Source organism: Aurantibacillus circumpalustris, assembly GCF_029625215.1.
Lineage (GTDB): Bacteria > Bacteroidota > Bacteroidia > B-17B0 > Aurantibacillaceae > Aurantibacillus > Aurantibacillus circumpalustris.
The window spans coordinates 399,103-426,071 of record NZ_CP121197.1 but is presented as its reverse complement, the minus strand read 5'-3'; the positions used below and the strand labels follow the sequence as shown (position 1 = coordinate 426,071).

Here is a 26,969-nt window from a genome sequence, read left to right as displayed (position 1 = left end):
ATTATTGATTTGAAGGTGCTAATTTACTATGTCTGCGGCCGTAAACAAAATATATAATTAAACCTATTATTAACCATGTGCCAAAGTAGAGCCAATTTTTATGTCCTAATTGAGAAAGCATATAGAAACAACTTAATAAACCCAGTGATGGGATTAAAGAAAAATTATAAAGAAAAGCCATGACTGAAAATATCGCAAAACCAATAAAGAAAAAATAGATTGGAATTTTAGAATAAAATTCTTCTAAGGTTTCTGAATGAAGATAATATTGAAGTGTACTGCTTTCATCAAAAAACAAATACACTAAAGAGATAGTAAAGAGAACTGGAACAATGTATTTTGAATTGATATAAGGTGTTTTAAATTTCGAAGGCGGAGCGTTTGGATCCATACGAAGCTTGAGAACTCCTCCACACACTAAACAGAATGCAAATAAAGTTCCTGCCGAACAAATGTCGGTTACCATATTTATATCCACAAAAAATATAGGGACAGCAACCAATAATCCTGTTATAATAGTTGAGAAAGAAGGTGTTTTGTATTTAGGATGAATTTTTGCAAAGGCTTTCGGTAGCAGGCCGTCACGACTCATGCTCATCCAAATACGAGGCTGACCTAATTGAAAAACTAGCATTACACTGGCCATGGCAACTACTGCGCTTATTGCAATAACGCCGCTTAACCAGTGCAAGTCTTTTACTTTTTCAAATACATATGCCAGCGGATCACCAACATTTAGTTCTGTATAATTTACCATCCCCGTAATAACAAGAGCAATAGCTACATATAAAATCGTACAAATTATAATAGAATATAAAATCCCTCTTGGTAAATCGCGTTGTGGATTACGGCACTCTTCTGCCGTGGTTGAAATAGCATCAAAACCTATGTAGGCAAAGAAAACGGCGCTAATACCTTTAAGTAAACCACCAACACCATTCGGCATAAAAGGGTCCCAATTTTCTGTATCTACATAAAAAGCACCAACAAAAATAACAACAAGTACAACCGCAATTTTAACCAATACCATGATGTTACTGGCGTTGCGACTTTCTTTAATGCCTCTGTATACTAATAAGGTAATTAATACATTGATAAGGAGAGCAGGAAAATCAAAAATAATCGGTGTTCCAAAAATTTTCGGTGCGCTAGCAAATGCTTTATAACCTTCAACTAAACCAGCAGTTTCTCCATTCGCTGCAATTGCTGCAAGAGGAGTGCCGTTATTTAGAATACCGAGTACTTCAAAATAATTTTGTTTTGCAGTAAAATAATCTAAGCACAACCATTCATGCATCCTAAAATGAAAAGCATTATTCAATAAAGAGGTAAAATAATCACTCCACGAAATGGCCACGGTAACATTCCCTATAGAATACTCCATAATAAGTGCCCAGCCTATGATCCAGGCAAACAATTCACCAAAAGCAACATAACTGTAAGTGTAAGCGCTGCCGCTAACCGGAATGAGAGATGCAAACTCTGCATAGGCAAAGGCAGCAAAACTGCAGGCAAGCGCTGTGAAAATAAAAAGAAAAATGACACCCGGGCCACCATCAAAACTGGCTTTTCCAATGGTTGAAAAAATGCCGGCGCCAATAATAGCGGCTATTCCAAATGCTGTAAGATCTTTTACGCCTAGGTGCTTAGCTAATGAACCGTGTGTGTTGGCATCGTCTTCGCTTTTCTGTAAAATAGATTCAATCGTTTTTTTTCTGAATAGACTCATTTTTATTGAATGTTACTAAATATACAAAGTATATTTTAATTCGAATAAATTATGGGTGAGGCTGAATATGCCTATACACTGCTTATTTCAATTTAAGTTTATTTCCGGCTATTGTATGGATTGGATTTTTCAAGGGATTTCTTATAAATAGAGCAAAATAAAAAAACTCATTATCTTTAAGTAAAATAACCCAAATGAAAAAACTACCTCTTCTTAAGATTCTAGTTGCGTTCTCGATTTGTTTATTAACCACTCAAAGTATTTTAGGACAAACACTCACGTGTGCAACTAGCTGCCCGAAGGCGGGTGAGGTATTCAGTATCCGAACCTCCTCGCCAGTATTAAATACGGCTGGTGCCAACCAAGTATGGAATTTCGCGGTCATTCCATCCACAAGTCCTGTTACATACCAGGTTTCTTACATTGCAGCTTCGTCGGTTCCTGCTGCTAGTTTATATCCTCAAGCCAATCTTGTTCGAACTCAGGCTGGGAACAATACTTTTCTTACGTCTAGCAGTGCAGGTTTGAGCAAGGCCTATCCTTCAACGTATAGCGTAACCGCAGATCCTATTGAGTTGCCTTTGCCGTTTACTTACGGCGACACCTATACTCAAACCATTATATATACATCTGTAGTCGCCACCGATACTCTTGTAACCACTTGGCAAAATTCTTTTCTAGGCCATGGTACTGGCACTTTGATCCTACCTTCCGGTACATTTACAAATGTTTTGGCAATTAAATATTTGAGCACCTGGTCCACCAAAAAAAACGGAACACTTGATGGGTACATCGTTCAGAATAAATCTTATTATTACTATTCGCAGAATATCAGTTACCCTTTACTTTATACTAGGCAACTTAGTGAATCGGGACCCGGAGATTATGGTCCGTATACAGAATTCATGGATCATATCGTTCTCGGCATTAAGGACGTTACCGTGAATGACAATAGAGAAATGACGGTATTTCCAAATCCAGCATCAGATCGCGTGAGTATTAAATTTTCAGAGATCACAAAGGGAGTAATTTTACTAAGAAATTCTTTGGGTCAACAGCTGATTGAACAAAATTACGAAAATGGAGATATTAATTTAAATCTGGCTGGTTTAGCCGAAGGCTTGTACACTATTTCTTTTGTCGACAAAAACTACACGCTTAACAGAAAATTAGTTGTTAGCAGATAGTTGCTGATCAAAAATAGTTGAGTCAGATATTGAAATTAGTTTATCATTGTGTATACGACTCAAAAGATTTAATTTCCATAAAACGGGCAGGCTCCGCCAAAGCTTTAAAACCAAACTGCGTGTACAATTCATGCGCGTCTTTCGTAGCAAGCATAAAGCGACGGAGTTTTTTTAAGGGGTCATAATTCATAATAAAAGCCATCAATTCTTTAGACAAACCTTTTCCGCGAAATTCTTTTACAATAAATACGTCCGCTAAATACCCAAAGCTTGCAGTATCTGTGATAACGCGTGCAAAACCAATTTGTTTTACGTTGTAATAAACGCCAAAGCAGACACTTCCTTCAATTGATTTTTCTACAAGTTCTAAAGGAATATTCCGAGCCCAATAACTTTCTTTGCTCAAATAATCGTGAACCACATCCACCTGAAGCTTTAATTTATCATTGCTGAATAAGTAGTCGCCGAGAATTTTTTCGTAAGCCATTTTATAAATTATTTACTACAACCAAACATTTATTTTCAGGATCAAAAATAAAACGTGTGATTTTTTTAATCTGAAAACTAGAGAGATCAAATAGCACTGACCATGTTTGATTAACCTCATCAAAACGCATCAATTTATTTTCTTCCGATTTTATTAAGCCCCAGGTAGGATGCCAAATAATGTCTTCGTTCACAGATGGATATTCTGCATATTGATAAGCTTTGTGCAATAAAAAATCGTACACATAAAATGTTACATGAACAGAATCTTTTAATCCATATATAAGTTTATGTCTGTTTATAGCCTTGAATCCTCGAACTGGCGAATTAGCCAACCATTTATCTTCTTTAGTTCTCATGGAGTAATAACGAAGTGAATGGGTTTGCGTGAGTTTATAATAAACCAAGGTATCTGAATTTAAAAATGTGAAATAACCAATGGAGTCCATTTCTAATTTTAGGGTATCGCGCCCGCTAAGTGCATCTATAAAATGTATGCGTTGCGCACTATCTGATTCAACTACAACGGAAGCTAAAGTTTTATCATCAATAAGTGTAGGAGAGTACTCGCTTGTTTTGGTAATAGTTACAGGAACATTTTTTTTCTTTTTTATATCATAGTAAAACACTTCGGTCTGCCCGTCGTCTTTACCACTTACATAATAAATTTTTTTTCCGTCGGGAGAAAAGCAAGGTTGATTGTCGTAGCCCTCGTGATTCGTAATGTTTAGAGGATCCTTTAAAATAAATTGTTTTAATTTATCAGTTTCAATTTTAAACAACCAAATGTCTGTGTTGGGCAGTTGAGCTTTAGCAACAAGCACTAAAAAGAAAGAGCAAATAATATTAGACAGTTTGTTCATTGGTCTTGAAAAAATAAGTGTTCATGATGTAATAAACAAGCATTCCAAATAGCAATCCGTCGAGCATTCCAATAAAAATATCGCTGGGGTAATGCACACCCAAATAAATACGGCTGTACGAAATAATTATGGGGTAAGCGAATAACAGTAATTTAAAACGAATACGAATCCAGTTTACACAGAAAAAAATAAATGTAATCAAGCCAAATGTGTTGGCGGCATGACTAGAAAAGAATCCATATTTACCACCTGAATAGTCATTTACAATATGTACCTGAGTTTTAATTTCGAGATTATGAGTGGGACGATATCTTTGAACGCCATATTTTACTGCATCTGACGACATGTTCGCACAGGCTACAACAATGGCGCAACCCACCACAAATTCAAGCGCCCGTTTTGGAGAGAATTTTTTATAAAACGCGTAAGCCACTACAATAACAGCAAGATAGGTGTGCCATGATTCACTCATGTGCCACATAAATGTGTCTAATAAAGGAGTGTGGAGCGCGTTTATCTTTAAGAAGAGTATTCTATCAAGCTTTTCTAGCCAATCAATCATGGCTAAAAATACTAAAAAAAGAACGATCAATTATAAGGATTTAGTACAAGCAAGTGTTTCAATTTCTTTTTGGGAGGCTTCTAATTTGCTAATTGCACCATAACCTCCTTGCACATCTGTAAGATTTGTAAAGCCTTTTGCTTTTAGAATAGATGCGGCAATCATGCTTCTGTAACCACCTGCACAATGAATCATGTAAGGATGTGATTTGTCAACGACATCCACCCAATCATATATAAAATCAAGGGGTTTGGTCACAGCATTTTTTAAATGTGCCGATTCAAATTCACCAGGCTTGCGTACATCAAGTGTTTTGTGGCCAGTTTTGTAATGCGTAATAAATTCTTCCGCAGGAATACTTTTAATTTGCTCTATTTTTTTTGAAGCATTTTTCCAATTGCTCATGCCTCCTTTTAAATAACCAATGCAATTATCATAACCTACTCTCGATAAACGCATAACCGTTTCTTCTTCTCTTCCTTCGGGTGTTATTAAAAGAATAGGAGCATTTATATCAAGAATAACGGTACCAACCCAAGGTGCAAATTGTCCATCTAATCCAATAAATAAAGAGTTTGGAATATGTCCATTTGCAAATTCCTGAGGTTTTCTAACATCCAGTACAATTACGTTTGGAGTTTTCATCGCTGTTTCAAAATCTTCTACAGATAAAGCATTCGAACCTTTTTTTAGAATTTCGCTGTAATTTTGATACCCATTTTTGTTTAAAGCTGCGTTTTTTGTAAAGTATTGTGGAGCTGGTAAAATACCAGTGGTAAGTTCTGTGATAAATTCTGCTTTCGAAATATCACGAAGAGCATAATTTAATTGCTTCTGACTGCCTAAGGTATCAAAAGTTTCTTTACTCATGTTTTTTCCACAGGCAGATCCAGCGCCATGAGCAGGATAAACAATAACATCATCTGGAAGCGGCATTATTTTATTTCTTAAACTATCGTACAACATCCCTGCTAAATCTTCTTGAGTGAGCTCAGATTTAATGGCTAAGTCAGGTCGGCCAACATCACCGATAAATAAAGTGTCTCCAGTAAAAATGCACAAAGGTTTTTTAGTTTCGTTTTGCAAGAGATAGGTTGAGGACTCAAGTGTGTGTCCCGGTGTATGCATTACTTTTAAGGTAAGATTACCAATTTTAAATTCTTCTCCGTCTGCGGCAATATGGCTTTTATACTCCGTTTGTGCATTCGGACCAAAAACAATTGTTGCGCCGGTTTCTTTTGCCAAATCAACATGTCCACTTACAAAATCGGCATGAAAATGCGTTTCGAAAATATATTTTAAAGTATCACCATTTTGTTTTAAGAGGTCGAGATAAGGCTTTGTTTCGCGAAGCGGGTCTACTATTGCCGCTTCACCATTATTTGAAATATAATAAGCTCCTTGTGCGAGACAATTAGTATAGAGTTGTTTAATATTCATAAAATCAAAATTACAATTATAATGTGTTTCAAAAACCCATTCATAATGAGAATATAGTTAAATTTGCTTTTTAATATTATGGCAAATTCATCGAAAATAGAATCATCAAAAGCTCCCGAACCTGTTGGATTGTATCCTCACGCGCGTAAGGTTGGTAATTTATTATTTTTAAGTGGGGTAGGACCGCGTGAGCGGGGAGCAAAAAAAATTCCAGGTGTAGAATTGGATGAAAAAGGGCAAATTGTGAGTTACGACATAGAAGCTCAGTGCCATAGCGTTTTTAAAAATATTCGATACATTTTAGAAGATTCGGGCAGTAGTTGGGATAAAATTGTTGACGTTACTGTTTTTTTAACAAATATGAAGGACGATTTTCCAAAATACAACAAAATTTGGGCCGAATACTTTAAAGAAAACCCTCCGTGCCGCACAACTATTGAAATTAATAAACTACCAACGCCTATTGCTATTGAGTTAAAGGTAATGGCTATTATTGATTAGTAAATTAGAGTTAATATATTGAGTAAACATTTGATTATTAATTAGTTAAATGTTTAATTGTTAATTCAATATGCTTGATATTTTTTTCAAAAGTTTTTGCAACCTTTAACGAATAAAATAGTATAAACCTCGGGAAAAACATGAAAATCTAGAAAAAATTTAACAGTTTTCGGTTTTTTTTTCTAACTTAGTCCAAATCTAAAGAGTATGATAATAAAGGAAAACCAATCGATATTAGTTCCAGTTGATTTTTCTAAGCAATCTTATATTGCTGTAAAACAAATTTACACTCTAGCAAAGTTCACCAAATCAAAGCTTATTCTTTTGCACGTTTCTGTTGTGAGCGAAGATGATCGTAAGGATGAACTTGAGAGTCTGGCGCAGGCAACGCGTGATGAAAGTGGTTTAACAGTTGAAATGCTTGGTGTAAAGGGTGAAGTGTATGAAGTTACCAATAAAACAGCTACAGACTTGGGCTGTTCTATGATTGTAATGGCTTTAGATGAAAATACTAAATTTAAAACAGGCTTGTTTGGTGGCGGAATGACGGTTACTAAATTCCTAACTGCAGCGCCGTGTCCAGTTATTACTGTACGTTCAAGTGAAAAAAGAGAAGGTTTTAAAAATATAGTAATGCCGTTTGACTTAACTCCAGAGAGTCGCGAAAAGGTTTCTTTTGCTGTGCAGTTAGCGCATTATTACAAAGCAGATATTAGAATTGTTTCGGTATTTAAGCCGAATGACGATGACTATGAGAATAAACTCTTGCCTTATTTACAACAGGTTAAAAAGTTTATTAAACAAGAAGGAGTGAATTGTACAAACCGTTCTTTACCAAGTACTACTCCTGCCGAAGCCATTATTGAATATGCCGTTAAAAATGATTGTGATCTGATTATTCAAATAAATCAAAAAGACTTAAGTATTGGTGAACGCCTTGGCGGTGGTGCTATTGGCCATAAAATAGTGGAATTAAGCCCTATTCCAGTACTAAATGTTCCTCCAATGAAACGGGAGAGTATGAGCCACTTTAGTAGTGGTATGTAAGTGAATACTTGCACAGTTTTTCTACTTTGTATCATAAATATTCCAACCTAGTTTATATACTGGATATTTCTTCCAATTCCAAGGTTTTTTTAACTAATTTCTTTCTAAGGAAATCCCAGTTTTTTAGTAAATTCGCTCCTCTTTTTTAAGGTTTAAAAATAAAGCTTGTAAGTAATGCCTTATGGCATTAAAAAAAATAAATGAAGAAATATCCTGAATATAAAAAGCTTGACCTGTCACAAATTTCTTCTGATGTTCTAAAATTCTGGAAAGAAGATAAAACATTTGAAAAATCAATTTCAACCCGGGATGAAAACAAACCATGGGTGTTTTATGAAGGTCCGCCTAGTGCAAATGGAATGCCAGGTATTCATCACGTTATGGCGCGAGCTATTAAAGATATTTTTTGCCGCTTTAAAACTTTACAAGGTTACCAGGTTAAACGTAAAGCTGGTTGGGATACACATGGTTTGCCTATTGAACTTGGAGTTGAAAAAACTTTAGGGATCACCAAAGAAGATATCGGAAATAAAAATAGTCCGAAATATATTTCTGTTGAAGACTATAACAAGGCTTGTCGTAAAGAGGTAATGAAATATACCGACAAGTGGGAAGAGGTAACTGCTAAAATGGGCTACTGGGTGGACATGAGTGACCCTTACATTACTTACGATAATAAATACATTGAAAGCGTTTGGTGGTTATTACAAAATCTTTCTAGAAAAGATTTGTTGTACAAAGGCTTTACTATTCAACCGTATTCACCAGCGGCTGGTACTGGATTATCTTCACACGAATTAAATCAACCAGGTTGTTACCGAGATGTAAAAGATAGAACCGCTGTTGTTCAGTTTAAAGTGGATGTAAGAGTGAATCCGGTGTTGTTATCAGATAATATCGGTGCGGACGAGGTTTTCTTCTTAGCGTGGACAACCACGCCTTGGACCTTACCATCTAACACTGCCTTGGCTGTTGGTAAAGATATTGATTACGTTTTTGTAAAAAGTTTTAACCCATTTAGTGGTGAATTGCAAACCGTTATTCTCGCAAAGGAATTAGTAAACAAATATTTTTCCGAAAAACACACCGATCTTTCTTTTGAAAATTATAAAGTAGGTGATAAAGAAATTCCATTTAAAATTGTGGGTCATTGCAAAGGTTCAGATCTTGAGGGTGTTTCATACGAACAGCTTTTACCTTTTGCGCAGCCAACGGATGGAGATGCTTTTAAAGTAATTGTTGGTGATTTTGTTACTACTACTGATGGTACCGGTATAGTTCACATTGCACCAAGTTTTGGTGCCGATGACTTTCGCGTTGCAAAACAAAACGGTATTGGTTCTTTAACTTTAGTTGATAAACGCGGTAAATTTTTACCGGAAGTAAAAGATGGAATATTTCTTTTTGGTGAAGAGTTTGTGAAGGAAGCCTATTTGAATGATGACGAAAAAAAGGAAGAGTTTGTAAAACAAAAAGAAATTTTAGAGGCGAAGCATAAAATCAAAGAACTTAAGGTTTACCTAAGTGTTGATGAACGTATTGTATTAAAATTGCAGGAAGAAGGAAAGCTTTTTAAAAAAGAGCATTATGTACATAGTTATCCTCACTGTTGGCGCACTGATAAACCTGTGTTGTATTATCCTTTAGATTCTTGGTTTATTAAATCTACGGCCATGAAAAACCGTATGATCGAATTAAACAAAACAATTAATTGGAAACCGGAAGCTACCGGAACGGGACGTTTTGGAAATTGGCTCGAAAATTTAAATGATTGGAATTTATCACGATCGCGTTTTTGGGGAATCCCAATTCCAATATGGACAAGTGAAGACAAGTCTGAACAGATTGTGATTGGCAGTGCAGAAGAACTTAAAAAAGAAATTGAAAATTCTCTTGCTAAAGGATTTATGAAAACAAATCCTTTGGAGAAATTTGTTCCTGGAAATTTTAGTACTGAAAACTACGAGACTTTCGATTTGCACAAGCCTTATGCTGATTCAATTATTCTTGAGAAAAACGGAAAGCAATTGTTCCGTGAACCTGATTTGATTGATGTTTGGTTTGATAGTGGCTCTATGCCTTATGCACAGGTTCATTATCCGTTTGAGAATAAAGAATTAATTGACGATAAAAAATATTTCCCAGCAGATTTTATAGCAGAAGGAGTAGATCAAACACGTGGTTGGTTCTTTACATTGCATGCGATAGCTACAATGAATTTTGATTCGGTAGCGTATAAAAATGTTGTCTCTAACGGTCTTGTTTTGGATAAGAATGGTAACAAGATGAGTAAGCGTTTAGGCAATGCTGTTGACCCATTTATTACTATTGATAAGTATGGGGCTGATGCAACACGCTGGTATCTCATTGCAAATGCTGCGCCTTGGGATAATTTAAAATTTGATGAAGAAGGTATTTCTGAAGTGCAGCGTAAATTATTTGGCACACTTTACAACACCTACGGATTTTATGCACTTTACGCAAATGTAGATGGGTTTACAGTTAGTGATAAAACGCAGGTTCCCGTTGAAAATAGATCAGAATTAGATAAATGGATTATCTCTGAATTAGAAAGTTTGATTGAAGAGGTAACTTTACGTTTTAATGAATTTGAGCCACATAGAGCTGCAAGAGCGATTGAAATGTTTGTGGATGAACATTTGAGCAATTGGTATGTGCGTTTAAGCCGTCGTCGCTTTTGGAAAGGTGAAATGAGTACAGATAAAATTGCTGCTTACGAAACCTTGTTTACTTGTTTAAAAACGGTAAGTCAGCTTATGAGTCCTATTGCGCCGTTTTTTGCGGATTGGTTATATCAAAACTTAAGCCTTTCTCACGAGTCGGTTCACTTAACGCTCTTACCAGAAGTCGAGAAACGTTATCAGGATAAAGCTTTAGAAGAACGGATGGAATTGGCACAGAAAATTTCGTCGATGGTTTTATCTATCCGCAAAAAAGAAAATTTAAAAGTACGCCAACCATTACAACGCATTCAAATTCCAATTTTAGATAAAGCATACCAGCAGAAAATTGAAGCAGTTCAAGATCTTATTTTAGGCGAAGTAAATGTAAAACAAATTGAATTTGTTGATGAAAGTAAAGCACAGATTGTAAAAAACCTGAAACTTAATTTTAAAACATTGGGAAAAAAATGTGGTGCTCACATGAAAGCTGTTCAAGAATTTGCAAAGAATAATGAGAATGCCGTTAAAATAATAAGTGGAATTGAACAAGAAGGAAAAGCAGCAGTTGTAGTTAATAATGTTGAAATAATTTTAGAAGTTGAAGATGTGGAAATTATTCCTGTTGACATGCCGGGTTGGAAAGTTGCTAACAGTGGTTCTTTAACTGTTGCCTTAGATATTAATCTGTCGGAAGCACTTAGAAATGAGGGTTTAGCAAGGGAAGTAGTTAATCGTATTCAGAATCTTAGAAAGGACAAAGGATTTGAGGTTACGGATAAGATTTTGGTTAAAATTCAGCAAAATTCAAGTCTTGATAACGCTATTAAAAACAATTTAAGTTATATTTGTTCTGAAACTTTAACGAGTGATTTGCAATTGGTACAAACCATAGCCTCTAACAATGCAACCACAATTGAAGTGGATGAGTTAATTAGCACTTTAATATCAATTGAAAAATTAAATTAGTTATGGCTAAGAAAAAAGATACTAAAAAAGTGTCCACCGCCAGTGGAAAAAAAGCCAGCAAACCGGCTAAAAGCGCAGCTAAAAAAGCTAGCAAGCCTGCCGCAAAACCTGCTGCCAAAAAAACCTCAAAACCAAAAGCTGCAAAACCCAAAGCAGCAAAAAAGATAAATAAACCTGCCTCTAAATCTGCTCCATCAAAAGCAGTAAAAGCAGCCAAACCAGCTAAGCCGATAAAAACGGCAGCAAAAAAAGTAGAGAAAAAAATGACGAAGCCGGTTGCTAAGACAAACGTAAAGAAAAAAGAAGTGCCTACAAAGGCAGTGAAACCTGTTGCTAAGAGTAGCGTTAAAGAAATCACGAAAGGTAAAAAACCAGTACCAAAACCAATTGAGGCAATTGCGAAAAAGGGCAAAGACAAAAAGTCGGCAAAAACACTTTCTAAAAAGAAAGGAAAAAAAGGCGATGATGATGAAGAAGATATTCCGGAAGAGGAAGAAGATGATTCGGATGTTGATGTTAAGGACGATTATGAAAAAAATGATGACGATGATGTAGCAATTGCAGAAGACGGACTGGATGAAGCAGGAATGATTGATCTGGAAGGTGTTAGTTCAGCTGAGGTTGATGATGATGATGATGAAATTCCCGAAAAACGCGGTCGTGGCCGTAGAAAGAAAAACGAAGGAAAATCAAGTGGGGGAAGTATGGAAGCCTATATCCGTAATCGCCCATTACAAATTGATATCAATAAACCTTTAATTAAAAAAGGACTTACTCCTGCACCAAAACCGTTTTTGAATACAGAAGATAAGCGTACACGTTATTCAGATAAAGAACTTGCTGAGTTTAAAGAATTAATACTTGAGAAATTAAAAGAAGCACAAACGGATTACGATTTGTTGAAGCAAACGTTAAGCAACGAAGACAATCACGGTACGGATGATACATCTCCTTCCTTCAAATTATTAGAAGACGGAAGTGATGTTATGAGTAAAGAAGAGACCGCGCAGTTAGCTTCACGTCAGGAAAAATACATTGTAAATTTAAAAAATGCTTTAGTGCGTATTGAAAACAAAGCTTATGGTATTTGCCGCGTAACAGGAAAATTAATCCCTAAAGAACGTTTACGCTCTGTGCCACATGCTACTTTGGGAATCGACGCAAAACTAAGCCAATCCTAGTAAATTTATTTATCTAATTTAATAATTGCCTTCCTGATTTGGGAAGGCAATTTTTTTAAGAAAAATCTGGATGAGGAGTAAATAGATTGGTAGTAGCCCGAAAACTACGCATTAGCTTCTAACTCCAATCAAATAACTATCTTTGTAAACTTTAATTAAATGCTTAAACGTTATAAAATCCCCCTCATTACTGTTTTTTCGGTATTGTTCATTGATCAGTTTGTGAAGCTGTATATTAAGCTTCACTACCCCTTAGGTGAAGTTGGTAGATTAGCAAACTGGTGCGTGATTCACTTCACTGAAAATCCTGGAATGGCTTTTGGATTTGAATTTGGAGGAGAATGGGGAAAGTTAGCATTGAGTTTGTTTCGCGTGTTTGCATGCATTGGCGGCATGTTTTATATCCGATACATTATTAAACAAAAAGAACACCCCGGTTTTATTTTTTCTGTTTCCTTAATACTAGCAGGCGCGATGGGAAATATAATAGACAGCGCATTTTACGGATTAATATTTGATAGGGGAACATCATTAAATGCTGATTTTCAAGAATACATTCCTTACGATGGTATTGCATCGCTTACGACACATGGTTATGCAAAAAGTATGTACGGTTGTGTGGTAGATATGTTTTATTTTCCAATTATTAATGGACGCTTCCCCGATTGGTTTCCGATTTGGGGCGGTGAGGATTTTCAATTTTTCAGACCTATTTTCAATTTTGCGGATGCTTCTATTTCTGGTGGCGTAATTATTATTATTCTTTGGCAAAAACAATTTTCCAAAAAGACAGAGCAAATTGTTGATACTGCAAAAGAATTGTCAGAATCTGAAAGTAATCAAACAAGCGATTTAAACACTAATCATTCTTAGTTGTTGTAATAAGATGAAGAAAGCCGTTTTGCTTATTAATCTTGGAACACCAGATTCGCCAACACCTTCTAAAGTTGGAAAATACCTAACTCAGTTTTTAAATGATAAACGTGTCATCGATATAAATCCCGTTGGTCGTTTTATATTAGTGAATTTAATCATCGTTCCTTTCAGAAGTTTTAAATCATCAAAGCTCTATAAAGCTATTTGGACAAAGGAAGGGTCGCCACTGCTTTTAAATAGTTTCTTATTAAAAGATAAGCTTCAACAAAAATTAGGCAATGATTATGTTGTGGAACTTGCAATGCGCTATCAATCACCGAATATAAAAACAGCACTTGAAAAAATACGCGAGCAACGACCTGAACAAATTCACATACTCCCACTTTATCCGCAATATGCAAGTTCTAGTACTGGTAGTACTTTGGAAGAGGTGTTAAGACAAATAAGAAAATGGGAAGTGATCCCGAACATTAAAAGCGTTAGTAAATTTTACGATCATCCTAAATTTATTTCTTCTTTAGTAAGTGAAGCAAAAAAACATAAGATTGTAGACTATGATCATGTGTTGTTTAGTTATCATGGATTGCCTGAAAGGCAAATCCTTAAAGGATCGGCTCACTATGGTGGGAATACCTGCCAAATGGGAGCCTGTTGTAATACGATAACAAAAAACAATCAATACTGCTATCGTGCCAATTGCTTTGAGACAACACGTCAATTAGTAAAAGCATTAAACATACCGGAAGACAAATACACAACCGCTTTTCAAAGTAGACTTGACAACAAATGGCTGCAGCCTTTTAGCGATAAGGTTATTGAAGAATTGGCAAAAAATGGAGCGAAAAAAATTCTTGTTTTTTCACCAGCTTTTGTAGCTGATTGTTTGGAGACAATATATGAAATTGGCACCGAGTACGAGGAAATATTTAAACACCATGGCGGCGAAAAAATTATGCTTGTTAATAGTTTAAATGCAAATGACGAGTGGGTGGATGCTGTAAAAAGTATTTTGCTGGATTAACATTGCAAACGGTTTCTGCGTTGCAATAATTTAAATAGGTTTTAATATCAACAAAGTAGTTTGCTAAACCTTAATTAGTTGACACGCTTTAATTTCTTACCAATTGACAGAATTAAAAAGGAAAGGTCTTTTTTAATACCATAGTTTCTGTATATTGAGACAATGCCGCCTACAAGGACTATCAAATAAATTGACGCAATAAATTTCGTGTCAAAAATTAATGTGTGGTAAGGTATGTTGTAGAAGTGTAAAAGTTTTTCAAGGTTTAACAAATAGGCAAAAGACGCTAGAATATAAAGGATGAAATTTTTGCGGTAAATGCTGTAAAAAAATAAAAATATTAATACGGGATGAGCATATCGTTCGTGCATTTGGGTATTAAAGAAAATAAAGATGATCGCGATCATTCCACTACTTAAAAAAACAAGTTCTTGAAAACTTTTTGGACGAACTTTTGTAATCGTAATATTAATGGTTTTAACTATGAGTGGAAAGAGTGCTAATGTCGACATGATAAAGAACAACGATAGGCCGATGGTTTTATATGACCATAGGTAAAACATTTCTTCATCGGAGGTAATTCCAGCATCTGTTTTAAGAACGAGGTGCCAAAAATTATAGGCGCTAGCTGATGCTATCGGAAAACTACTTGTAGCTTTTGTAATGATTATCCATAAATCATCCAAGGTATCCGCTAAGAAAAATGGAATTAAAAGTAGTATTTGAACCACAAGGGCTACTAGTATTGTTTTTGCAAGAGTTTTGACGGAATTTATTTTGGAAAACAGGCATATAATGAGAATAGGCAAAAAAATTATCGCCGCAAATTTCATATTTAAGGCAAGAATAAACACTGTTAGCGAAGCAACAGGATACCGGAATGAAATAAAAATAGCAGTCAAGGCAAGGTTGGAATGAATACTGTCTACCTGTCCCCACACAACACTGTTGAATAAATAAGCTATGTTAAATAGAAGAAAAATATAATAACCCCTTTGTAGATCATACGCCTTTCTAAATATAATTAGCAGAAGAATCGGTAAAAGGTCAAAAAGTAAAGGAACTGCCTTAAAGTAATTAATGTTTTCTGCTATTTTCTCAGGTCCCTGAACGAGGTCGTAGAGGTACAACAGATAAATCATAACTGGGGGATAGTTTACATCAGTATTGTAGATGTTACCAACACCTTCATTTTGTATACTTAACGCCCATTGCTTCCAGTACTCTGTATCGAATCGGAACGAATGACTTGGCAGAAGTAAAACAATCAATACAAAAAAGAGAAATAATTCCAGTGAGACTTTTTTGTAGATAGAGGGAATATTTTTATAAAAGGTCATTTTGTTTTTGTAGCGTAACTATCTAAACTTATTTTAAAGCAAATGATTTTGTTAACAGATCTATCTTTCAGGGGTGTCAAATCTTCAACAATAATATTGAAAGGAATCTATTAAGCCAAATTTTTTGCAGAACTGTTGCGCTTTATAACGGTAAAAATTTTTACGCAAAAGAAGCTTAAACCTCACCAATCGGTTTATCATCGCTCATGCGTGTGTCTAAGGCGTCTCTTAATCCATTTCCTACCATCATAAAAGCGAGTACTAAAATCATGATAGCTATTCCTGGCGCGAATGCGAGGTAAGCTTTATCCATTAATATATAGCCGTGATGTGCATTAATCATTTCGCCCCAAGATGGAATAGGAGGCTGTGCGCCAATACCTAAAAAACTTAAACCTGCTTCCGTTAAAATGGCGCTTGCAAAATTACTGGCAGCCATCACTACAACTGGCCCCATGACATTTGGTAAAATATGACGAAAAATTATTCTATCATTTTTAAAACCTAAGGCGCGACCTGCTTCTACAAATTCTTTTTCACGAATACTTAAGACCTGTCCGCGCACAATTCTTGCTACTTCTACCCACATGGTTAGTCCAACCGCAATAAATACTTGTGTAATGCCTTTACCTAAAACCAGTGTTATGGCTATTACTAGTAGTATGGTTGGAATACTCCAAACAACATTGATGAACCAACTAATAACAGTATCTGTAAACCCCCTGAAATAACCAGCAAGTGAACCAAGTAGCACTCCAATAAAAATGGAAATTAAAACGGAGATTAAACCTACCGCCAAACTAATGCGCGTTCCAATTAATAGCCTACTAAGAAGATCACGTCCTAAAAGATCAGTACCTAAAGGATAAGTTTTAGTAATGATGTTTTTTTCTTTAACAAGCGTTTGTAGTTCGGATATTTTTTTTGTGGTTTTGGTTTCTTCATCAAACAGATAAAAAGAAAGTTCTTTTTTTAGAGAGTCGTATTCAACAGGATATTTTGTATTGAGATTATATAAAACGTTGGCAAGATTAAAGCTACTGAATGATCCTTTGTTTGGGTGATTGCCAGTGTATTCTTCAACAACAATATTTTGTCCTTGAAAATAATAGTCATTAAGTGTATAAGTTGCAAAGGGATCGTTTCTGCCAAAGAGCATAACGCTCAACCAACTAGGTTCATTTTTTTCTTCGTTACGACTCACGGCTAAAAATTTAACTTCAAAGCCTGGAGCCTTTATGTGAAGCTCTGGTTTTTGATCATTTGCGTAAGGAGTTTTGTCGGGAGTGATGAGGTAACCTAAGATTGAAATGACACAACAAAATGCAATAACAAAAAGCCCGCTCATGGCAAGTTTGTTACGTTTAAATCGTCGCCATGTAAGCGCACTTAGCGATTCAGATTCAAAATTTATTGTTTTCTTTTTAAAAAGCACCCTTTATTATTTCCACTTAGGTTTTACAAACAGTGAGGCTATACCAATAATACCCGCATAAACTGGATAAATAAAACCAACCGGTAAACTAAACCATAAAATATTTTTGTTTTTTATAAAACCTGAAGCTAAAAATAACAACAATATGTCAATAAACAATTTTAAAGAAATAAACAGGAGCGATATATTTTTGTATTCCGGGATATTAATGCTGACAAGACATAAAAGCCAGGCAATATTCACGGTAAGAGTTAAAAAGGACAATATTAGATTGAGTTTGTTTTTATTTAATTTAAATTTAGAAGCCCAGCGTGTTTTTTGAAGAAGTAGTTTTTTAAATGAAAAGGTAGGATAAGTGTAAACGAGGGCAGGCGCAGATTTAAGATAAGCTATTTTACTCCCTTGTATTTGTTTCACATCTTCCATGAAAAAAATATCATCACCAGAAATAGAGTCTATATGCGAAGAATAACCATTTGTCTTCTCGAATATTTTTTTGGTAAAAATTAAATTAGCGCCATTGCACAAGAAAGGTTTGTTGTAATAAGCGCTTCCACAAGCAGCGACAGTAAGTACATTGTTCTCTATGGCTTGTAGCGACCAAAAGAGTCCTGAATAATTAGCAATAGCAATTGGTGCAATGATGAGATCAGCTTTTGTGCTTTGATAAAAATCTGAAATGTTTTGAAGCCATAGATCTGAAAGCGTGAAGGTATCAGCGTCGCGCAAAACAATGAGGTCATTAATTGCGAATTGCATCGCGTAACTTATGCTGTGTTTTTTTCCCTTTTGTTGTTGGTTAGAAATAATTTTATAATTGATCCCTGAGTTTTTAAGAATTGTTTCTGCTCTATGAACAGTGCTGTCAGTACTGGCATCATTAATAAGAATAAGTTGAATTTTATTTAGAACATATTTTTGTTTTAATAAAGAACTTAAGCAAATCATGATATTCTTTTCTTCGTTGCGTGCACAAATAATAAGTGTGAGCGGTAGTTGTAATTTTTTTTCTTTTGAAGAAAAGTATGGGGTTTTAATAAATCCATAGGCAAGCCAGAGTAGAATGCCTGAATAACAAAACAATAGTGAAAAAAGAACGATGATTAGCGCATTCATTTTTTTGTTTTAAATAATTTAAAATTAAAGTTTTGACGCAATAAAATAATGTAGCCAAAAATGCTAGGCACAATAATGTTTACTAACCAAATTAGTAAAGAAGAAAGAGCTAATGCTGAATTACTGATACCTGAATCTTTAAAAACAACCAGTGCTACGGCCGCGCGAATGGCAGCTTCTAAAACGCTTATCATTGGAATGGTGGTGGTAATTAAAAAATAAAGGGCTATTTCGGGAAAGATAACAAAGCTTATATCGCGGTGAAAGATAAGAAGAAGCAAAACAAATTGACAAAAGAAAACGGAGTAACGTAAAGCAGAGAATCCAAATAGTTTAATAAGAGAAGAAGCTAAAAATTTGTAGTTGAAGTCTTCGACTTGACTTTGTTTACTTATTTTTTTTGAGATAAAATTCAGCAATGGATTGATTTTGTATATACTAAGAATTAGCAATGTTAAAAGAACGATACCAATCGAACTCGTAACATAAGTCATCCAAAGGGAATCGCTTCCAAAATTATTGAGCATAAATAATAAGGCAATAAATCCTGAAATAATTGTAATAGAAAGTTGAAACATGCCACCTACAAAATGAAGTACTGTTATTTTTGGACGGTTTTCTATTTTAAAAAAAATAATTTTTGCTAAGAATTCAGTGGCTCTTCCAGGAGCGAGGTTTCCTAAACAAACACCTGAATAAACGGATTTGGTAGCTGTTTTATAACTTACCCATTGAATAGGGGCAGTGATGAGTTTCCATTTGTACGCTTCAATTCCCCAGTTAATTGGAATGAGTAGTATACTCGCAGCGAAACAAATTACTCCTATTAACGAGAATGTTGAAGCGTAAAGTAAATCAAGTTTTTCGGAAGTGAAATCACTTTTTAAACGCACATAAATGATAAAAAAACTACCTACGCCGATTAAAAGTTTTATAAGTAAGGAAAGTATTTTTTTTCGCGTTTGCAATTAAGGGCTAAATTTACGTTTTATACCAACGCAAAGTACATGCCTGTTACTGATAGAATAATTTTAGGTATTGACCCCGGAACAATAGTTATGGGTTATGGCTTGTTGCATATAAAAAACAACGTATTAAGTCCTATTGGTATAGGTGTCATCAAACTTGATAAATACGATGATCATGCTATACGGCTTAAAAAAATATTCGAACGTACGGTAGGCATTATCGAAGAATTTAAACCAGATGAGCTTGCCATTGAGGCGCCTTTTTTTGGAAAGAATGTGCAATCGATGCTTAAGTTAGGAAGAGCTCAAGGTGTTGCAATTGCGGCAGCGCTGAGTAAGAATTTACCTATAACAGAGTATTCTCCTAAAAAAATAAAAATGAGTATTACCGGCAACGGAAATGCAAGCAAAGAGCAAGTAGCGGCAATGCTGTCTCAAATTTTAGGCTTAAAAAACGAACATGAGTATTTTGATGCTACAGATGCTTTAGGCGCAGCACTTTGCCACTATTATCAAAATAAAAATGTTGCTGCAGGTGGCAAGTCGTATACTGGCTGGAAGGCTTTTCTAACAGATAATCCAAAACGAAAGCTTTAGTTGTTCAACACAGAGTGACTGAGACGCTGAGACACGGAGGAAAACTCTAGTGCGTTAGTTGGCAGTACACAGTTGGCAGTTTGTATTTAACCTGCCTAGTGTTTACTGTCCACTGCCCCCTGCAAACTGCCCCCTGCAAACTGTCTACTGCTTACTGCCCACTGATAAAGCATCACTTCTTCATTGAGTTCATTTTTTGGTAACCTATTAATTGATCATAGTAAGTGCCAAATTTGCGGTGGTAAACAAGTATGAAATAATCATTTTCGGTGTCCCAATGATTGCCTTCAATAGCAGCTTCGTCGCCGCCTTTTTTAGTATCATCACTTATTACATAAATATAATTGTAATAACCTTGTTTTAAACGCAAGCGCGCTTGGTAACCAAAACGCTCGTAGTTGTATGTCATTTTACTGTTTCGATTCATGCGCCAGTCGGTTAGCTTCCCCATAATATATACATTACCCGTAGAGATGGGTTTTGGAAAGGTTAGGAAAAAATCTACAAATACATAATCACCTTCTACATCGTTATCTATAACCGTTTCGCGATTTTTTATTAAAAAATTACCATTAAAGTCATTATAAAATAAATAAGGTTTTAAAGCACGAGACTCGTCCGCGTATAGCACGGCGTGTACTTTATATTGATCATTTTCATCTCTATAAATATTTTGAACTTTTTCGGTTAGAAACCGAACACTGCGAATATCAAAATACCTAAACTCGTTACCGCCGTTAAAAGTACTTGCCTCATCTAGTGAATAAATAAACTGACTACCGTTCATAAAAGTAGGTTGTATGCCAGTTACAGCATTATCCCAACGATTATTCTGTATTAATACAACTTTCATGTCCTTGTAAGAATTGGTCATATTATATCCTGCAGCGGAAATTGTAAAATCAATTTGTTGTTTATTGTACTGCTGTCCACCTCCAATAGGTTGTTTGAGAGTGCTGGTAACGCTTACTCTATTATCGTAAACCATAAAACGACGACTAAGTACAATGTCGTTTGTGTTTCCCTCTTCATACACATACATTACATAGTTACCGCTTTTGGTAAACTGGGTATTTTGTTGGGTACCGGCCATTGGAAATATGATTGTGTAGTGGGTGTATTTTTGTGCCGTATTTACAGCATAATTATAGTTGAGTAGATTAAGATCATAGAACCCAGTTAGGTATTCGCTCACCATTAAATCGCTTGGCGTCCAATCAGCGTTACAATGAACGAAGGTCATTGTGTATAATTTTTTGTCACCATTTAGATCGTCGAAATCCAATTGCAATTGTTCATTACTGTTAAGTTTAATAATTGGAGCGGTAAATTCCCAACTTACTTCGTGAAATTGAACGGTTTTAATATTGGGTTTGTAAACATAATCATCATACTTTAAAACTCTATCATTTACGTAATCCTCTTCTTGGGCTAGGAATAATAATGTAGAGAGTATAAATCCGAGGGTTAAAATATATTTAAGAGCCATATTTATAAATAGGTTTCAGAATTAATTTAAAACAAGGTAGTATTAATGCCCAGATTTATAACGTTGAGCAAGATATAAATATTGCTAAAACTCAATTGGTAATGAGAAATTGCTAATGCGGATTACTTGTGCCTTAAAGGAAACAGCCTGACTTTAGTTTCTTCCTTTTTAATTAATCGTTGGATGTTTTTGCGATGTGTAATAATTAGCAATACTGCTACGATGATTGAAAAAACCGTTAGAATTGGGTTTGTGTTTCCTAGCAATAGATTAAGAAAAATTGGAAACGAGATGCCGGCTAGCATAGAAGACAAGGAAACGATTCGACTTAATGTTAAAACCAATAAAAAGACAAGTAAAGACAATGAGCAGGCTAAAGGAAGAATACAAACAACTATGCCTAGAATTGTGGCGACTCCTTTGCCACCTCTAAATCCTGCAAATACTGGAAAGATATGTCCGATAAGCGCTGCCACGCCTAAGCCAAGCTGAAAATCTATAAATTCATTACTGTTAACATCAAACTCACTTAAGTAGGCAAGGGCAACGGCAAGTGTGCCTTTAAGAATGTCGAAAATAAGAACCGGAATACCAGCCTTTTTGCCTAATACTCTAAAGGTATTTGTGGCGCCCGCATTTCCACTTCCGAACTCTCTAACATCAATGTTGTAAAAAGATTTGCCTATCCACACAGAGTTTGGAATAGACCCTAATAAATACGCTAGTAAAACGAAAAAAATAATCAATGTTTCTTAAACGTTAAATTTATATTAACAAAGCTAAAAATTATTTTATATAAAAAAAGCATCTAAACTTTTCATTAAAAAAGTTTAGATGCTTGATAATCAATTAATTATATATTAATAGGCTCCTTTTAACTTTACACCTTGCTCTAATTTTTGAAGAGCAGTTATGTAGGCGGCTATTCTCATGCTTGTTTTATAAAAGGAAGCATTGTGCCAAACAGCTTCAAAAGCAATGTCCATTTTAAGATCATGTCTTTCATTCACTTCTTGTTCTGTCCAGTAATATCCAGCCTTATTTTGAACCCATTCAAAGTAACTAACTGTTACACCGCCTGCGTTGGCAAGAATATCTGGAATACAAATGATTTTTTTAGAGTTTAAAATAGGATCTGCTTCAGGTGTAGTTGGTCCGTTTGCACCTTCCACTATTAATTTTGCTTGAATGTGAGGAGCATTTTCTTCGTTGATTACATTTTGCAAAGCAGCTGGAACAAGAATATCACATTTACTGATTAATAATTCGCTATTTTTAATTTCAGTGGCGCCTGTAAATCCTCTTAGATTTCTATCATTTTTGCTAGCGTATTCGATTGCGGCAGCAACATCAATTCCTTTTTCATTGTAGAATGAAGCGCTATGATCACCAATTCCGACAATTTTCACGCCTTTTTCAGACAATAAACGCGCAGCATGTGAACCCACATTACCAAAACCTTGAACAACAGCAGTAACAGCAGTAGGAACTAAGCCCATTTTTTTAAGTGCAGCTAAAGCATTAACCATTACACCACGTCCTGTTGCTGCGTCTCTACCTAAAGAGCCACCAACCGCAACCGGCTTTCCTGTGATAACACCCGGACTATCTTCACCTGTATTTTTATTAAACTCGTCTAAGATCCATGCCATCTCACGTCCGCTTGTTCCCATATCAGGAGCCGGAATATCTTTATTTACACCAAAAACATCTTTCATAGCTACGGCGTACGCACGACTAATACGCTCTAATTCTCCAACACTATGCGAACGAGGATCTAATTTTATTCCCCCCTTTGCTCCACCGTAAGGTAAATTAGCAACAGCACATTTAAAGCTCATCCAAGCCGCTAAAGCCATAACTTCATCTGAATTTACATCCATGGCGTAACGAATACCGCCTTTGCTAGGACCAAGATGGGTGCTATGCACAGTACGGTACCCTTCAAAAACCTGGATCTTTCCAGAATCCATCATTACAGGTAGGCTTACTTTTACTTGTTTACTTGGGTTTTTTAAAACCAGGGCAACTTCATCGCTAAGGTTCATTATTTTAGCCGCTGCATCGAGACGGGCTAGCACTGCTTCAAACATACTTTCATGGTGTGCTTGTGGTGCTTTTACTGTTTGTGTTGACATAAGTAAATTTTAGTTTGTTTACTGGGGGTCAAAATTACACAATATTTATTAATTAATATCTCAGACACGTGTTAATTTGACGGGATATACCATATCTTGGTGGCAGTATTTAAACACTCTCAGAAAGCCGTATAATTTCATCACTATGAATCATGTTTTAAAGATAATTTCGGTTTTTCTTACCTGTTCTTTTGCATTTAAGATTGGGTTCCCAACCACTTTTTTCGTTTTAGAACGCGACTTTTTAAGCGTAATGCTTGTCTCCTGCGGAGGTGGCATAGCAGGTAATATCTTTTTTACCAATTTAAGCGCAGCTATACTTAACGCCATTCATAACTTTAGATTAAAACGCGGGTTAGTGCACAGAAAGAAAGTTTTTACCCGTTTTAACAGAAGAATTATTACCGTAAAGCAGAAGTTTGGTTTAGCCGGACTGGCGTTTATTACTCCAATACTTTTATCCACTCCAGTTGGTGCTTTTTTAGCCGAACGGTTTTATAAGGATAAAAGAAAGATTATGATCTATTTAAGTGCCGCTACCTTGTTTTGGGGCTTTGCACTTTATTTTATTTTAATTTTCTTCCATGGTAGTTTAAAAGGATGGTTAATCTAAAACACAAAAAACATTTATTCTTCGACTTTGATGATACACTCTGGGATTTTAAAAAAAACTCTACCGCTGTATTAAATAAACTCTTTTATGAATACAGTTTAAACGAAAAACTAAAAACAGATTTAAACAGTTTTTTAGATGTGTATAAAAAAATCAATCTTTTGTTTTGGTCAAAGTATACTAAGAAGGAAATAGATAAAACGTATTTAAGAAATAATCGGTTCAAAGAGACATTCAAACTATTTGATTACACGAATGAAGAAGATAATCTTATTATTACTGAGCAGTATCTGAGGCTCGCCCCGCAAGGGAGTGAATTGAAGGAAGGCTGCGTTGACACTTTAGAATATCTTAAAAAAAACTATCATCTACATATCATTACAAATGGCTTTAGAGAAGTGTTTGCTATTAAGATGAATGCTTGTGGGATTAGGGATTATTTTGATCAGATAATTATTAGCGAAGAGCATAAAGCAATAAAACCAGACGTGAAAATTTTTAGATTGGCAGAGTCTTTCGCTAAAGCAAAAAGCGACGAATGTGTTATGATTGGTGATAGTCTTGAAAGTGATGTTCAAGGCGCTTTGAATGCCGGTTGGGAGGCTATACATTTTAATGAGGAAGAATTATTTTTAAAGAATGAAAAAACGATTTCTAAGTTGGTACAACTCAAGAATTATTTTTAAGAGTTAAACCACTTAAACTTCGATAGGAGGTGCAATGTTTTATAACCACATAGAGTCACAGGACCAGCTGGACGCATAAACATAGGGTCACATAGGATTTAAAGCAAAACTTCAAATCCTATGTTTGCTTACTAGGACTTTTTAATTGTTGCGCTCTATTTAATCTATGTGCCTATGTGGTTAGTTAATCGAGAAAACCTTTTCACCATTAATATAGGTCGCTAAAACTTTTGTCTTTAATATTTCTTTAAGATTGCATTTCATAAGATCGGTATCTAAAATAATAAAATCGGCTAATTTATTTTTTTCAAGACTTCCTTTTTCATTTTCTTCAAAACTCGCATGAGCGGCCCAAATAGTCATGCCTTTTAAAGTTTCCTCACGCGATAAAGCATTTTCCTTTTGAAATCCATTAGCCGGAAATCCATTGCTGTCTTGCCTTGCTACAGCGGCAAAAAAAGTTTTAAGGGGTGAAATGTCTTCCACAGGAAAATCAGTGCCGAGGGCTATCCGTCCGCTAACTTTTAATAGTTGTTTATAAGCATAAGCTGTTTTTACGCGCTCTTTTCCTAAACGGGCCTCTGCCCAATACATGTCGCTAGTTGCATGTGTGGGTTGAACAGATGGGAAAATATCATATTTCTCAAACATATAAAAGTCTTCAGGATTTAAAACTTGTGCGTGTTCAATGCGCCAACGGTGGTTGTTTTTACCTTTTAAAACAGAAGCGTACAATTTCAACATGTAACGATTAGCGCTATCACCAATGGCATGCGTGCAAAATTGAAAGGGACTATTAATAAGTTGATCTGCGATTTTATGAAGACGTTTTTTATCCGTCAATAAAAAACCTTTCCAATTTTCTTTATCGTTATAAGATTCCAACAAACAAGCACCACGACTACCAAGAGCCCCATCAGAGTATATTTTAAAACCGCCAACCGTTAAACGATCTGTTTTATAAATCCCTTTTTTAAGCCAAGGTTCATAATAAGTAGAATCATCGCTTAACAAAGCAAAAATTTTCATTTTTAGGTTTCCTGACTTTTGAGCTTCATCAATTAAATTAATGGTATGTTCAGTAACCCCACAGTCGTGCACCTGTGTTAAACCCAAAGCAAAACAAATTTCCTGAGCCTTTTGGTAGTAGTGTTTAGCCAGACTGTCGTTAATGATCGGAATTTTAAGATCAACCAAATCCATTGCATTGTCGAGAAGAATGCCAGTGAGTTTTCCGTTTTTAATTTCAATCAAGCCTCCTTCAATTTTTGTGTTTGCATTAACTCCGGTTAAGTCTAAAGCCTTTTGGTTTACAAGCGCAGCATGACCATCCACACGTTTTAAAAAAACGGGACGGTCAGGAAAAAGCCTGTCAAGTTCATTTTTATTTGGAAATTCTTTGTTCTCCCAATCGTTCTGATCCCAACCGCGGCCATAGATCCAGGTCATTGGTGCGTTTTTGCTATAGTCAATTATTTTGGAAATCACTTCTTCAAAAGATTTTGTTCCTGTCACATTACACTTCCACATGTCTGTTGCAAAGCCTGTAAAATGACAATGCGCATCAGTAAAGCCAGGAAAAACGGATTTCCCTTTTGCGTCGATCACTTGGTGGGACGAATATTTTTTAAGAATTTCTATTTCTGAATTAAGTTCTAGAATTTTTCCGTCTTTAATAGCCATTGCTTTATAAATTGTAAAAGAAGAATCAACGGAATAAATTATTGCGTTATGCACAATAAGATCAGCTTCTGTTTTTTTTTCTGAACAAGAAAATAGAAAGAGGAGGGCGAGTAGGATAATATTCTTAAGCATGACTTTTTTTACAAATATAGGAATCAATTTTAAGCACAGAGAGATAAGAACTCACGCAGAGTATCACAAAGAAAGATTAATCCATAAGCGTTTTGACCTTCGTGATTAATCGAGATGTTTTTTTAAACACAAAGGTCACAGAGTTTTACACAAAGCACACAAAGGGTAAAAAGTATTCTTTGTGACCTTCATGCCTTCTTTGTGCACTTTGTGGTTGCGTAGAGGACAA

23 protein-coding genes are annotated in these 26,969 nt (G+C 35.4%); 10 read left to right on the top strand and 13 right to left on the bottom strand.

All coding sequences use genetic code 11. The features are described 5' to 3' along the window. Position 1 precedes the first annotated feature (1 nt). On the bottom strand, positions 2–1,729 hold the full coding sequence (locus P2086_RS01720) for an APC family permease (protein WP_317898701.1): 1,728 nt from the start codon (positions 1,727–1,729) through the stop codon (positions 2–4). A 194-nt stretch (positions 1,730–1,923) separates the two neighbouring features. Here P2086_RS01720 and P2086_RS01715 point away from each other — a divergent pair, with 194 nt between their 5' ends. Further along, positions 1,924–2,916 (top strand): T9SS type A sorting domain-containing protein, encoded by a 993-nt coding sequence (locus tag P2086_RS01715; protein ID WP_317898700.1) that lies wholly within the window; start codon positions 1,924–1,926, stop codon positions 2,914–2,916. Positions 2,917–2,959: 43 nt separating this feature from the next. Here P2086_RS01715 and P2086_RS01710 read toward each other — a convergent pair whose 3' ends face one another. The 4 genes from P2086_RS01710 to P2086_RS01695 are packed head-to-tail and all read right to left on the bottom strand — an operon-like array spanning position 2,960 to position 6,267. Then, positions 2,960–3,403 carry a GNAT family N-acetyltransferase gene (locus tag P2086_RS01710; protein WP_317898699.1) on the bottom strand — a complete coding sequence of 148 codons (444 nt, stop codon included), beginning with the start codon at positions 3,401–3,403 and terminating at the stop codon, positions 2,960–2,962. Position 3,404: 1 nt separating this feature from the next. Further along, on the bottom strand, positions 3,405–4,265 hold the full coding sequence (locus P2086_RS01705) for a TolB family protein (protein ID WP_317898698.1): 861 nt from the start codon (positions 4,263–4,265) through the stop codon (positions 3,405–3,407). Then, the gene (locus P2086_RS01700) at positions 4,249–4,827 is read right to left on the bottom strand and encodes a phosphatase PAP2 family protein (RefSeq protein WP_317898697.1); all 579 of its coding nucleotides are present in this window, start codon (positions 4,825–4,827) and stop codon (positions 4,249–4,251) included. Before P2086_RS01700 ends, P2086_RS01705 begins: the two co-directional genes overlap by 17 nt. Before the next feature lie 30 nt (positions 4,828–4,857). Then, positions 4,858–6,267, bottom strand: a complete 1,410-nt coding sequence (locus P2086_RS01695; RefSeq protein WP_317898696.1) for an MBL fold metallo-hydrolase — start codon at positions 6,265–6,267, stop codon at positions 4,858–4,860. A 78-nt stretch (positions 6,268–6,345) separates the two neighbouring features. Here P2086_RS01695 and P2086_RS01690 point away from each other — a divergent pair, with 78 nt between their 5' ends. The 6 genes from P2086_RS01690 (at position 6,346) to hemH (ending at position 14,543) form a co-directional block, all read left to right on the top strand. Next, on the top strand, positions 6,346–6,768 hold the full coding sequence (locus P2086_RS01690; protein WP_317898695.1) for a RidA family protein: 423 nt from the start codon (positions 6,346–6,348) through the stop codon (positions 6,766–6,768). Between the two features lie 207 nt (positions 6,769–6,975). After that, positions 6,976–7,815 carry a universal stress protein gene (locus P2086_RS01685; protein ID WP_317898694.1) on the top strand — a complete coding sequence of 280 codons (840 nt, stop codon included), beginning with the start codon at positions 6,976–6,978 and terminating at the stop codon, positions 7,813–7,815. Positions 7,816–8,015: 200 nt separating this feature from the next. Continuing rightward, the gene (gene ileS, locus P2086_RS01680; protein ID WP_317898693.1) at positions 8,016–11,465 is read left to right on the top strand and encodes an isoleucine--tRNA ligase; all 3,450 of its coding nucleotides are present in this window, start codon (positions 8,016–8,018) and stop codon (positions 11,463–11,465) included. Between the two features lie 2 nt (positions 11,466–11,467). Then, entirely contained in the window at positions 11,468–12,646 is a 1,179-nt protein-coding gene (locus P2086_RS01675; RefSeq protein WP_317898692.1) for a TraR/DksA family transcriptional regulator, read from the top strand. A gap of 159 nt (positions 12,647–12,805) precedes the next feature. Beyond that, the gene (locus P2086_RS01670; RefSeq protein WP_317898691.1) at positions 12,806–13,519 is read left to right on the top strand and encodes a lipoprotein signal peptidase; all 714 of its coding nucleotides are present in this window, start codon (positions 12,806–12,808) and stop codon (positions 13,517–13,519) included. Between the two features lie 13 nt (positions 13,520–13,532). Continuing rightward, complete coding sequence (hemH, locus tag P2086_RS01665) at positions 13,533–14,543, top strand: ferrochelatase (protein ID WP_317898690.1); 1,011 nt, start codon at positions 13,533–13,535, stop codon at positions 14,541–14,543. Positions 14,544–14,617: 74 nt separating this feature from the next. Here the strand turns inward: hemH and P2086_RS01660 are convergent, their stop codons facing one another. From P2086_RS01660 to P2086_RS01645, 4 genes are all read right to left on the bottom strand, one after another. Next, entirely contained in the window at positions 14,618–15,883 is a 1,266-nt protein-coding gene (locus P2086_RS01660; RefSeq protein WP_317898689.1) for a putative hexosyltransferase, read from the bottom strand. Between the two features lie 175 nt (positions 15,884–16,058). Then, positions 16,059–17,318, bottom strand: a complete 1,260-nt coding sequence (locus tag P2086_RS01655) for an ABC transporter permease (protein WP_317898688.1) — start codon at positions 17,316–17,318, stop codon at positions 16,059–16,061. Between the two features lie 6 nt (positions 17,319–17,324). Continuing rightward, positions 17,325–18,434, bottom strand: coding sequence for a glycosyltransferase (locus P2086_RS01650; RefSeq protein ID WP_317898687.1), 1,110 nt, complete (start codon positions 18,432–18,434; stop codon positions 17,325–17,327). After that, the gene (locus P2086_RS01645) at positions 18,431–19,402 is read right to left on the bottom strand and encodes a hypothetical protein (RefSeq protein WP_317898686.1); all 972 of its coding nucleotides are present in this window, start codon (positions 19,400–19,402) and stop codon (positions 18,431–18,433) included. The genes P2086_RS01650 and P2086_RS01645 overlap by 4 nt, the downstream gene beginning before the upstream one ends. 39 nt (positions 19,403–19,441) lie before the next feature. Between P2086_RS01645 and ruvC the strand changes: the two genes are divergently transcribed. Further along, positions 19,442–19,999, top strand: a complete 558-nt coding sequence (ruvC, locus tag P2086_RS01640; protein WP_317898685.1) for a crossover junction endodeoxyribonuclease RuvC — start codon at positions 19,442–19,444, stop codon at positions 19,997–19,999. Between the two features lie 172 nt (positions 20,000–20,171). On the opposite strand, the gene P2086_RS01635 is transcribed toward ruvC, so the two are convergent. The 3 genes from P2086_RS01635 to P2086_RS01625 all read right to left on the bottom strand — a co-directional run bounded on the left by P2086_RS01635 (position 20,172) and on the right by P2086_RS01625 (position 23,626). Further along, positions 20,172–21,488, bottom strand: coding sequence for a type IX secretion system plug protein (locus P2086_RS01635; RefSeq protein WP_317898684.1), 1,317 nt, complete (start codon positions 21,486–21,488; stop codon positions 20,172–20,174). A 122-nt stretch (positions 21,489–21,610) separates the two neighbouring features. Then, entirely contained in the window at positions 21,611–22,234 is a 624-nt protein-coding gene (plsY, locus tag P2086_RS01630; RefSeq protein WP_317898683.1) for a glycerol-3-phosphate 1-O-acyltransferase PlsY, read from the bottom strand. 114 nt (positions 22,235–22,348) lie between these two features. Next, positions 22,349–23,626 carry a Glu/Leu/Phe/Val family dehydrogenase gene (locus P2086_RS01625; RefSeq protein WP_317898682.1) on the bottom strand — a complete coding sequence of 426 codons (1,278 nt, stop codon included), beginning with the start codon at positions 23,624–23,626 and terminating at the stop codon, positions 22,349–22,351. A gap of 145 nt (positions 23,627–23,771) precedes the next feature. Between P2086_RS01625 and P2086_RS01620 the strand changes: the two genes are divergently transcribed. Further along, entirely contained in the window at positions 23,772–24,239 is a 468-nt protein-coding gene (locus P2086_RS01620; RefSeq protein ID WP_317898681.1) for a hypothetical protein, read from the top strand. Further along, the gene (locus P2086_RS01615; protein ID WP_317898680.1) at positions 24,227–24,925 is read left to right on the top strand and encodes a YjjG family noncanonical pyrimidine nucleotidase; all 699 of its coding nucleotides are present in this window, start codon (positions 24,227–24,229) and stop codon (positions 24,923–24,925) included. Before P2086_RS01620 ends, P2086_RS01615 begins: the two co-directional genes overlap by 13 nt. A 180-nt stretch (positions 24,926–25,105) precedes the next feature. On the opposite strand, the gene P2086_RS01610 is transcribed toward P2086_RS01615, so the two are convergent. Then, positions 25,106–26,740, bottom strand: a complete 1,635-nt coding sequence (locus tag P2086_RS01610) for an amidohydrolase (protein WP_317898679.1) — start codon at positions 26,738–26,740, stop codon at positions 25,106–25,108. Positions 26,741–26,969 lie beyond the last annotated feature (229 nt).